Annotated in this window: 11 protein-coding genes; all 11 read left to right on the top strand. The window is 29.9% G+C overall.

What is annotated here, in order from left to right; all coding sequences use genetic code 11:
• On the top strand, positions 1–1,702 hold a 1,702-nt coding region (locus tag RH99_RS16160; RefSeq protein ID WP_193352388.1), incomplete at its 5' end, for an MASE3 domain-containing sensor histidine kinase.
• A gap of 284 nt (positions 1,703–1,986) precedes the next feature.
• Positions 1,987–2,757: a histidinol phosphate phosphatase gene (locus tag RH99_RS16155; RefSeq protein ID WP_010240656.1), complete on the top strand. Its 771-nt coding sequence runs from the start codon at positions 1,987–1,989 to the stop codon at positions 2,755–2,757.
• A 142-nt stretch (positions 2,758–2,899) separates the two neighbouring features.
• The gene (locus tag RH99_RS16150; protein ID WP_010240653.1) at positions 2,900–4,138 is read left to right on the top strand and encodes an ATP phosphoribosyltransferase regulatory subunit; all 1,239 of its coding nucleotides are present in this window, start codon (positions 2,900–2,902) and stop codon (positions 4,136–4,138) included.
• 74 nt (positions 4,139–4,212) lie between these two features.
• Positions 4,213–4,872 carry an ATP phosphoribosyltransferase gene (gene hisG / locus RH99_RS16145; protein ID WP_010240651.1) on the top strand — a complete coding sequence of 220 codons (660 nt, stop codon included), beginning with the start codon at positions 4,213–4,215 and terminating at the stop codon, positions 4,870–4,872.
• Positions 4,873–4,941: 69 nt separating this feature from the next.
• Positions 4,942–6,237 carry a histidinol dehydrogenase gene (hisD, locus tag RH99_RS16140; RefSeq protein ID WP_010240649.1) on the top strand — a complete coding sequence of 432 codons (1,296 nt, stop codon included), beginning with the start codon at positions 4,942–4,944 and terminating at the stop codon, positions 6,235–6,237.
• A gap of 43 nt (positions 6,238–6,280) precedes the next feature.
• Positions 6,281–6,871, top strand: a complete 591-nt coding sequence (gene hisB, locus RH99_RS16135; RefSeq protein WP_010240647.1) for an imidazoleglycerol-phosphate dehydratase HisB — start codon at positions 6,281–6,283, stop codon at positions 6,869–6,871.
• Positions 6,872–6,948: 77 nt separating this feature from the next.
• A complete protein-coding gene (gene hisH / locus RH99_RS16130; protein WP_010240646.1) occupies positions 6,949–7,560 on the top strand; it encodes an imidazole glycerol phosphate synthase subunit HisH in 612 nt (203 codons plus the stop codon).
• The gene (gene hisA / locus RH99_RS16125) at positions 7,560–8,273 is read left to right on the top strand and encodes a 1-(5-phosphoribosyl)-5-[(5-phosphoribosylamino)methylideneamino]imidazole-4-carboxamide isomerase (RefSeq protein WP_010240644.1); all 714 of its coding nucleotides are present in this window, start codon (positions 7,560–7,562) and stop codon (positions 8,271–8,273) included. Before hisH ends, hisA begins: the two co-directional genes overlap by 1 nt.
• A 16-nt stretch (positions 8,274–8,289) precedes the next feature.
• Positions 8,290–9,366 carry a histidinol-phosphate transaminase gene (hisC, locus tag RH99_RS16120; RefSeq protein WP_010240642.1) on the top strand — a complete coding sequence of 359 codons (1,077 nt, stop codon included), beginning with the start codon at positions 8,290–8,292 and terminating at the stop codon, positions 9,364–9,366.
• 104 nt (positions 9,367–9,470) lie between these two features.
• Positions 9,471–10,232 (top strand): imidazole glycerol phosphate synthase subunit HisF, encoded by a 762-nt coding sequence (gene hisF / locus RH99_RS16115; protein WP_010240639.1) that lies wholly within the window; start codon positions 9,471–9,473, stop codon positions 10,230–10,232.
• Positions 10,233–10,259: 27 nt separating this feature from the next.
• On the top strand, positions 10,260–10,589 hold the full coding sequence (gene hisI / locus RH99_RS16110) for a phosphoribosyl-AMP cyclohydrolase (protein ID WP_010240636.1): 330 nt from the start codon (positions 10,260–10,262) through the stop codon (positions 10,587–10,589).
• Positions 10,590–10,614: the final 25 nt, after the last annotated feature.

Genomic DNA, 10,614 nt, shown 5'->3' with positions numbered 1-10,614 from the left:
ATATTTAAAGAACAACTCAATGATCTTATTAGGAATGTGTTATGCAATTCTAGCAGTCATTAGTTTAATATATGTTATTACTTATACGGGTTTATCCTCTTTAACTGTAGCTAATGTAAGTTTTATAAATGAATTTAATGGCATAAAAAATTATGTACAAGTTATTATAGCTATTATATTAATTGGTATAGACTTTAAATATAGAGATGATTACAATAAAAGTATTTTTAATATGATTTTGCTGGCTGCTGTATTTATAATTATTTCTCAGTTCTTATATAATTTTTATGGATATTCCAATAAGATTACATACATATTTAGTCAAGTTATTGAATTTATATCTTTTTATTTAATTTATAAAATCACAATACATTTGTCAATAAAAAAGCCATATAATAAATTTTTTTCTGAGTTAAATAGTTTGAATACCAAGCTTAAAGAAAAAAATTTACAGTTAGAAAAAATAAATAATAAATTAAAAAAACAGAATATAAAAGAAGATTCCACAGCACTTGCACTGAAAAAAGCTTCTCAGAGATATAGGACAGTTCTAAGTTTGAGTCCTAATGCAATTATAATAAGTAAACACAATAAATTTATTTTTGCAAATAAAGCTGCATTAGATTTATTTAAATTAAAGAGTACTAAACAGATTATGGAAAAGGATATTCTGGATTTTGTACATAGAGATTATCATGAATTAGTTAAAAAAAGAATGGAAATTGCAAAGCAAAATGGAAAGGCATGCTCTTTTGTAGAAGAAAAATATATAGATATAGAAGGAAATGAAGTTTTTGTAAAGGCAACTGCAGCATCTATTCCCTATGATAGAGATATTGTAATGACTATAGCTAGAGATATAACTGAAAGTAAAAAAGCAGAAGAAAACGAGAAACTTTTACAACAGGTACTACAGTCAGATAAAATAAGAAAAGATTTCTTTGCAAATATATCACATGAATTGAGGACACCATTAAATGTCATATTTACAGCTGTACAATTATTAGAAATGAATTTTAAAAATTTAAAAATTAGTGATAATAATTTAAATAAATATTTGAACATGACAAAACAAAATTGTTATAGACTTCTAAAACTTATAAATAACTTAATTGATATAACTAAGATTGATTCAGGATATTTCAATATAAATATGGAAAATTGTGACATTGTAAGAGTAGTTGAAGATACATCTATGTCTATAGCAGAATACATTAAGAGTAAAAATATTCAACTAATATTTGATACGGATATGGAAGAAAAATATATTGCCTGTGATGAAGAAAAAATGAGCAGGGTAATTATAAATCTTCTTTCAAACGCAGTTAAGTTTACAAAACCTGGTGGAAAGATAATGGTGAATATTTATGATAAGGGAAATAAAGTGCTTATATCAGTTAAGGATACGGGAATAGGCATTCCAGAGAAAATGAGGAATAGCATATTTGAAAGATTTATACAAGCAAAAGAATCTATAGCTAAGGAGTGTGGCGGAAGTGGTATAGGACTTTCTATAGTGAAGGCATTAATAGAAATGCATAATGGCAAAGTATGGGTCGAGAGTGAAGAGGGAAAAGGTAGCGAATTTTTAATTGAACTTCCTGTTTTATTATTAGATAAAGATAAGATTTCAGAAAATCATAATTTGGTAAGCAATAGAAAAAATATTGTAAATATAGAATTCTCAGATATAGTGGGTTAATATTATAATTTTATAAATAGGATTTAGTAAAGAGTATTGTTAATACTTTTTGCCAAATCCTATTTTCTTTTGTATTTTCATATGCTAGCCTACATTTAACAAATGTGATAAAATTAATTTAATATAAATTTAGAGAAAGATATGTAAAATTATAATATATAGGTTAATTGTAAATATTAAAATGGAGGGTAGGTGAAAATCCTGATAACATTATCTTAATATTATAGGATAAGAAAAATATTAGAGATTTAAATATTCTAGTATTTAAAAGTCAGGAATTATATATGTTTGATACTCATGTTCATACAATTTTTTCTACAGATTCTAAACTTACCATAGATAGGGCTATTAAAAAGGCAAATAATGATGATATAGGTCTTATAATAACAGAACATATGGATTTAAATTTTCCTGTAGAAGGTGAATTTATATTTGATATAGATAAATACTTTCGACAGTATGATAAATATAGAAGTGACAAGCTTCTTCTTGGAATAGAACTAGGAATGCGAGAAGATTGCTTAGAAGAAAACGCTAAAATAGAGAAAACTCACCCATTTGATTATGTACTTGGGTCTATACATTTTGTAAATGGGATAGATATATATGAAAAGAGCTTTTATGAGAATAAAACTAAGAAGCAGGCTTATAATGAGTATTTTCAAAATATGTTAGACAATATTAAGACTCATCCCTATATAGATAGTCTTGGTCATATTGATTATATATGTAGATATGCTCAATATGAGGACAAGGAAATACATTATAAGGAATATAATGATATAATCGATGAAATACTTAAAGCTCTTAGTGATAGAAATATAGCTATAGAGATAAATACAAGAAGGCTTTCTAATTGTGAATCCTTTAAGAGTCTTGTAGATATATACAAAAGATTTGGAGAACTTAAAGGTAAATATGTAACTATAGGATCGGATTCTCACAGTGAAAATAGTATAGGTTCTAATTATAAAGAGGCAATGAAAATAGCAGAATCATGTGGACTAAAACCAGTATATTTTAAAAATAGAAAAATAGAATATATTGCAGAGTAACATTGTTAGCATATATTATTTTATTTGTGCTAACAATGTTTTTATTTTAATATTGACTTTTTGAAATTTAATTGATAATATTTTAGTATAGTAAAGCGGTGAAGCAATAAATCAATAAAGCTAAATTAATGGAGGACTTATCATGGCAAATTTAAAAAAATATATACCAGATGGAACAAAAGATATACTTTTTCAGGAGTGTGTATCTAAAGTTAAAATAGAGGATTTGATTAGAGATGTTTATATAAATTATGGATACCATGAGATCATTTCTCCTACATTGGAATTCTATGATGTATTTAATATGGAAAATCAGCCAATTCCTCAAGAAAAAATGTATAAGCTCTTTGATAACAGAGGAAGAATTTTAGTCTTGAGATCTGATATGACAACACCTATAGCAAGAATAGCGGCTACAAAGATAAAGCCTGATATGTATCCATTAAAACTTTGTTATAGCCAAAATATATTTAGAGTAAATGAAGTTCTAAATGGTAAGCTAAGTGAGTTTACTCAATCAGGTATTGAAATTATTGGAGTAGATAGTATAAGAGGAGATATAGAGGCAATTATTACGGGAATAGAGGCCTTAAATAAAATAGGACTTAAAAATTTCAAAATAGAAATTGGAGATTCACAGTTCTTTAGACAGCTTACAGAAAATTTACCTTTAAGTGATGAAGATAAGGAAAGCATTAGATTATTTATTCAAAATAAGAATATTGCGGGTCTTAGAGAATTCTTAAGCAGCAATGATAAAGTTATTGATGAAAATGCTTTGGAAATACTACAAAGACTTCCAGAGCTATTTGGTGGGAAAGAAGTTATTACTGAAACTAGAGAACTACTTGGAAAATCCTATGGAGTAAAAGCTCTTGAGAATATAGAAAGAGTTTATGAAATAATGGAAAAATTAGGATTTAGCAAATACATATCCATTGATTTGGGGATGGTACAAAATTTAAACTATTATTCAGGACTTATTTTTAGAGGTTATTGTATGGATGCAGGTGATAGCATACTAAGTGGTGGCAGATATGATAAACTCATAGAAAATTTTGGCGAAAAATTGCCAGCTACAGGACTTGCAATAAATGTAGATATTGTTCTTCAAGCTTTAGAAATTCAAGGAAAAGTTTTTGAATATAAAAAAATGGAGAAAATTATACACTGTAATTTTGATGATTTAAATAAAGCTTATGATGTACTTAAGGATTTTAATGATAAGGGAATAAAGGCAGAAGTAAGTTTAATGAAGAAAGAAGAAGAAAGTTTAAAATATGCAGAAAAGATAAATATAAAATCTGTTATAAATGTGTCAGAAGGAACTGAATTTAAATTAGAAGATAGTAAATGGATAAAGGAATCATTAAAGAAATAAATAGTCATTAGGCTAGTCTATTTTTAGATGACTAAATTAAAAATATAAATTTTAGAAATGGAGAGCTAATCAATATGGAATGCATAAAACCTTTAAGAATAGCACTTACTAAGGGAAGACTTGAAAAGTTTTCAATAGATATATTTGAAAAAGTTGGAATTGATACAGAAGAATTAAAGAATAAAGGCAGAAGACTTGTACTTTGCGATAGAAAAAATAACATACAGTTTGTACTTGTAAAAGCAGTAGATGTATTAACTTATGTAGAACACGGAGCAGCAGATATAGGGATAGTTGGTAAGGATACTTTACTAGAAGAGGGAAGAGACTTCTACGAAGTTATGGATTTAAAAGTTGGTAAATGCAAATTTGCACTAGCGTCTATACCAAGTTTTAATGTAAATGAAGGTTATAACAGAAAGAAAATTGCTACTAAATATCCTAGAGTTACAAGAGAATATTTTAGAAAACTTGGTATGGATGTAGAGATTATTAAAATAGAAGGCTCTGTAGAACTAGCGCCTATTTTAGGTCTTTCAGATGCAATTGTAGATATAGTTGAAACGGGAACAACTTTAAAGGAAAATGGATTAGTTGTATTTAATGATATATGCGATATAAGTGCTAGAATGATTGTGAATAGAGCTAGTATGAAAATGAGAAAAGATGAAATTAAGAATTTAATAGCCAATGTACAAAGTGTAGTAAATGAATTTGATAGGGTATCTGAATAAGAATAAAAAGTAAAATACACTGTATGATTATTTGTTGTTTTTTAAGATATTTAATAGGAGGTAATTTTAATGAGTGAGTTAATTAATATATTAAAGGCTAATAGTAAAGAGGGAAAAGAATACTTAGAGAGTCTAAAAAAGAGAGCAGAAGGTATTGAAGATGACGTAAATATAAAGGTAGCAGAAATACTTTCAGAGATAAAAGAAAATGGAGATGCTGCAGTTTTAAAGTTTACAAGAAAATTTGACTGTGAAAATATAGAAAAGTTAACTGTTACTGAAGAAGAGGTAAAGAAAGCCTATGAAGTAGTGGATGATGAATTCGTAGAGGCTCTAAAAACAGCTAAGGAAAATATAACAGAATTTCACCAAAAACAAAAAGATAAATCTTGGATCATGACAAAAGAAAATGGTGTAGTCATGGGACAAACAGTTAGAGGACTTGCTAGAGTGGGAATATATGTACCAGGAGGCACTGCAGCATATCCATCTTCTGTGCTCATGAATGCACTTCCAGCTAAAGTTGCAGGAGTAGAAAAAATTGTTATGGTTACACCACCTAGAAAAGATGGTACAATAAGCGAAAGTATACTTGTTGCAGCGGATATTGCCGGGGTTGATGAAATTTACAAAGTAGGTGGAGCACAAGCTATTGGGGCACTTGCTTACGGTACTGAAACTATAAAAAAGGTAGACAAAATAGTTGGACCAGGAAATATTTTTGTAGCTTTAGCAAAGAGAAGTGTTTTTGGTCTTGTAGATATAGATATGATCGCAGGTCCTAGTGAAATACTAGTGGTTTCTGATGAAAATGGAAATGAAAAATTTATCGCAGCTGACTTGATGTCTCAGGCTGAACATGATAAACTTGCCTCTGCAATTTTAGTAACCACATCAGAGGAATTAGCTTTAAAGGTTCAAAAAGAGATAAAAAGGCAAGTGGAAGATTTAAGTAGAAAAGAAATAATTGAAACTTCCCTAAAGGATTTTGGAGTAATACTAGTAGTAAACAATATGGATGAAGCAATTGATTTAGGAAATAAAATAGCTCCTGAACACTTTGAACTTATGGTAAAAGATCCATTCTTATATCTTGGAAGAATAAAAAATGCAGGGTCAGTTTTCCTTGGATCTTATTCACCAGAACCTCTAGGAGATTATATGGCAGGACCAAACCATGTATTGCCAACTAGTGGAAGTGCTAGATTCTTCTCACCACTGTCTGTAGATGATTTTATTAAAAAATCAAGTTATATATACTACAGTGAAGATGCACTTTACGGAGTGAAGGATAAGATAGTAAAACTTGCAGATACAGAAGGACTAACAGCACATGCTAATTCAATTAAGGTAAGGTTTAAATAAGGCATTTGAATGTGCCTAATATAATCATTTAGGAGTGATTTTTATGGCTAAAAGAGAAGCAGCCATTTCAAGAAAAACCATGGAAACAAATATAAATATGAGTTTAGAACTTGACGGAGAGGGAAACTCTAATATAGAAACTGGTGTAGGATTCTTTGATCATATGCTTATACTTATGACAAAGCATGGACTTATGAATTTAAACCTTAAGGCAGAAGGGGATACTTATGTGGACTCACATCATTTAGTAGAGGATGTAGGTATAGTTCTTGGAAAATGTATAGGTGAAGCACTTGGAGATAAAGCCAGTATAAAGAGATATGGAACAGCCTATGTACCAATGGATGAAAGTCTTTCACTTGTGTCCATTGATATTAGCGGAAGACCTTATTTAGTTTTTGAAGGTGATTTTGTTACGGAGAAGCTAGGAATGTTTGAAACAGAAATGGTAGAAGAGTTTTTCAGAGCAGTGGCTTTCAATGCTGGTATAACTCTTCATGCAAGGGTTCTATACGGCAAAAATACCCATCATATGATAGAAGGCCTATTTAAAGCTTTAGGAAGAGCACTTAGTGAAGCAGTACAAATTGATGGAAGAATAAAGGGTGTAATGTCCACAAAAGGAAGCTTATAGTCTTTAAATCAAAGCAAGTTAATATGCAGTTTTATTTTAATTATGGTATTAATAGAAAATACTAAGGGGTGAAAAATTTGAAGGAAAAAACATTGAGTATCGTTGATTATGGTATGGGCAATTTGAGAAGTGTTCAGAAAGCCTTTGAATCCTTTGGTGGAAAATGCAATATAACATCAAATGTGGATGAGATCTTGGACAGTGACGGTATTATACTTCCTGGAGTAGGAGCTTTCCCCGATGCTATGGAAAATATAAATAAATTAAATATGAATAAGGCACTAAAGAATGCTGCGGATTCTGGGGTACCAATACTTGGAATATGTCTTGGAATGCAGCTTTTATTTGATGAAAGCGATGAAGTTAGGCCCACAGAAGGTCTTGGCCTAATAAAGGGAAAAGTAAAGAAATTTGATATTAATTTAAAGATACCTCATATGGGATGGAATTCTTTAAACATATTAAAAAACTCTCCTCTTTTAGAAGGAGTAAAAGACGGAAGCTATGCATATTTTGTTCATTCTTATTATGCTGAATTAGAAGAAGATAATTTGGATGCAGATAGCTTTTATGCTATAAATGTACCTGCTGCCGTAAGTAAAAAAAATGTATTCGGTTTTCAGTTTCATCCTGAAAAAAGCGGTGATCCAGGAATAAAGATGCTTAAAAATTTTTGGGGGTTGTTATAGTGATAGTTTTTCCAGCTATGGATTTAAGAGATGGCAAATGTGTAAGATTGTATCAGGGAAAATTTAATAAATCAGAAATTGTAGGTGAAAATCCGCTTGAAGTAGCAATGGGTTTTAAGAAAAGTGGAGCAGAATATATACATATGGTAGATTTGGACGGAGCACTAAATGGTGAAATTAAAAATCTAAGCATCATATCGGAAGTAATAAAGAATGTAAACATACCGGTAGAACTTGGTGGCGGTATAAGAAACATGGAAACTGTAGATATGCTTGTTGAAACCGGTGTTTCTAGAGTAATATTGGGTACGGCTGCACTAAAGGATATGGAATTTGTAAAGAAGGCAGTAAAAAAATATGGAGAAAAAATAGCTGTAGGAATAGATGCAAAAAATGAAAAAGTAGCAGTAAATGGATGGGTTAATGTAAGTGATGTAGATTATATTGATTTTGCACAGCAAATGGAAAGTATGGGTGTAAAAACTATTATATTTACAGATATAAGTAAAGATGGAACATTGCAAGGACCTAATTTAGAACAACTTGAGAAAATTCAAAAAAGCGTAAGCTGTAATATAATAGCTTCTGGTGGTATTAAGACTGTGGAAGATTTGAAGTCTATAAAGAATATGGAAATTTATGGTGCTATTACAGGCAAAGCTATATATTCAGGAAACATCAATTTGTCAGAAGCTATAATTGCTTGTAAGTAATTAGGGGGAATTTTAAATGAGTAAATATTGGAGTGAAATTACTAAAAATATAGAACCTTATGTTTGTGGTGAGCAACCTAAAGATAAAAAGTATATTAAACTAAATACTAATGAGAATCCTTATCCTCCCTCAGAAAAAGTGTTAGAGGCCATAAAAATGGCAGCAAATGAAGATTTGAGATTGTATCCAGATCCAAATTGTGATGAATTAAGGGATACTATTGCAGAATATTATAAATTGAATAGAAATCAAGTATTTATAGGAAATGGTTCAGATGAAGTATTAGCTTTTTCATTTCTAGCTTTCTTTAATCAGGATGAAGATATTGTATTTCCAGATATAAGCTATAGTTTTTATCCTGTTTATGCTAAACTTTATAAATTAAATTATAAACTAGCAAAATTGAAAGAGGATTTTTCTATAAATGTTAAGGATTTTTTATGCAAAAATGGTGGAGTTATTATTCCAAATCCAAATGCACCTACAGGAAGAATATTAGATGTAGATGCTATAAAGAAAATATTGGAGTTTAATTGTGATAAGGTAGTTATAATTGATGAGGCTTATGTAGATTTTGGTGGTGAGTCTGTGGTTAGTCTTATTAAAGATTACCCTAATTTATTAGTAATTCAAACTCTATCAAAATCTAGATCACTAGCTGGAATTCGTTTGGGTTTTGCACTAGCTCAAGAAGAGTTGATAGATGGATTAAATAGAATAAAAAATTCTATGAATTCTTATACCATAGATAGAGTAGCAGCAAAAGCAGCAGTGGCAGCAATTAAAGATGAAGAGCATTTCAAAGATTGTACCTCAAAGATAATGGACACAAGAGAAATGGTAGTATCAAAATTAAAAGAAATAGGCTTTGAAGTTGTACCTTCTAAGGCAAATTTTATTTTTGCATCACACCCTAAAATAAATGGAGAAAAATTATTTTTTACACTTAGAGAAAATGGGTTGCTAGTAAGATACTTCAATAAACCTAGAATAAATAATTATCTTAGAATAACTATTGGATCAGAAGAAGAGATGAATATTTTTGTAGAAAAACTTCAAAAAATAGTAGATGATATGATGATTAAAGGTTAATATATCTTCAAATATTTTATTAACAAAAATGTATAGGGTTTAAATTGTAATTAAATTTAATATTATCGTGATAAAATAAATTATATTTTAAAGGATGTGATAGAATGCTTACTAAGAGAATAATACCATGTCTTGATGTAAATATGGGCAGAGTAGTTAAGGGAATAAACTTTGTAGATTTAAAAGATGTTGGTGATCCAGTTGCCATAGCAGAATACTATAATAGCGAAGGTGCTGACGAAATAGTATTTCTTGATATAACAGCAACTTATGATGGAAGAAAAACCATGATAGATGTGGTAAAGAGAACAGCAGAAAAGGTTTTTATACCATTGACTGTAGGCGGCGGAATAAGAACTGTAGATGATTTTAGAGATATACTAAAGGCTGGAGCTGATAAAATATCTATAAACTCATCAGCTGTAAAGGACCCTACGCTCATAACAAGAGCGGCTGAAAGGTTTGGAACTCAATGTGTAGTAGTAGCTATAGATGGTAGAAAAAGAGAAGACCAATCTGGGTGGAATGTAGTTATTGCTGGGGGAAGAATAGATACAGGACTTGATGCTATAGAGTGGGCTAAAAAGGCAGAAAAGTTTGGTTGTGGAGAAATACTTCTTACAAGTATGGATGCTGATGGTACAAAAAACGGATATGATTTAGAGTTTACAAGGGCCATTACTGAGGCAGTAAATATTCCAGTTATAGCTTCTGGTGGTTGTGGAAAATTAGAACATTTTTATGATGTATTTGAAAAAACTAATTGTGATGCTGCTTTAGCTGCTTCTCTTTTCCACTACAGAGAACTTACAATAAGGCAGGTCAAGGAATATTTAAGAGAGAAAAAAGTTAAGGTAAGACTATAATTCTGGAATTTTAAAGTAGGTGAAAATATGAATAGAAATGAATTGTTAGAGTCTGTAGATTTTAGTAAAGGCTTAGTACCTACTATTATTGTAGACGTAGAAAATGATGAAGTATTAATGTTAGCATACATGAATAAAGAGTCCTTAAGAAAGACTTTAGAAACAAAAACTACTTGGTTTTGGAGTCGTTCAAGAAATGAGTATTGGAACAAAGGAGCTACTTCAGGTCATTTTCAATATGTAAAAAATATAAGTGTAGATTGCGATAATGATACTTTGCTTATAAAAGTACAACAAGTAGGTGCAGCTTGTCATACCGGAAATAGAACTTGTTTTTTTAAAACTGTTGATTTGTAATTATAATTTTTAATATTTATAAGGC

This window comes from Clostridium arbusti SL206, assembly GCF_000246895.1.
GTDB classification, from domain to species: domain Bacteria; phylum Bacillota; class Clostridia; order Clostridiales; family Clostridiaceae; genus Clostridium_I; species Clostridium_I arbusti.
Note: the sequence above shows the minus strand (reverse complement) of the source record. Positions and strands in the feature narration are given on the sequence as shown.

Bases quoted from the DNA above. Each gene is read 5' to 3' on its own strand.
- RH99_RS16155 (WP_010240656.1), top strand. From the start codon at position 1,987: ATGTTTGATACTCATGTTCATACAATTTTTTCTACAGATTCTAAACTT.
- RH99_RS16150 (WP_010240653.1), top strand. From the start codon at position 2,900: ATGGCAAATTTAAAAAAATATATACCAGATGGAACAAAAGATATACTT.
- hisG (WP_010240651.1), top strand. From the start codon at position 4,213: ATGGAATGCATAAAACCTTTAAGAATAGCACTTACTAAGGGAAGACTT.
- hisD (WP_010240649.1), top strand. From the start codon at position 4,942: ATGAGTGAGTTAATTAATATATTAAAGGCTAATAGTAAAGAGGGAAAA.
- hisB (WP_010240647.1), top strand. From the start codon at position 6,281: ATGGCTAAAAGAGAAGCAGCCATTTCAAGAAAAACCATGGAAACAAAT.
- hisC (WP_010240642.1), top strand. From the start codon at position 8,290: ATGAGTAAATATTGGAGTGAAATTACTAAAAATATAGAACCTTATGTT.
- hisF (WP_010240639.1), top strand. From the start codon at position 9,471: ATGCTTACTAAGAGAATAATACCATGTCTTGATGTAAATATGGGCAGA.
- hisI (WP_010240636.1), top strand. From the start codon at position 10,260: ATGAATAGAAATGAATTGTTAGAGTCTGTAGATTTTAGTAAAGGCTTA.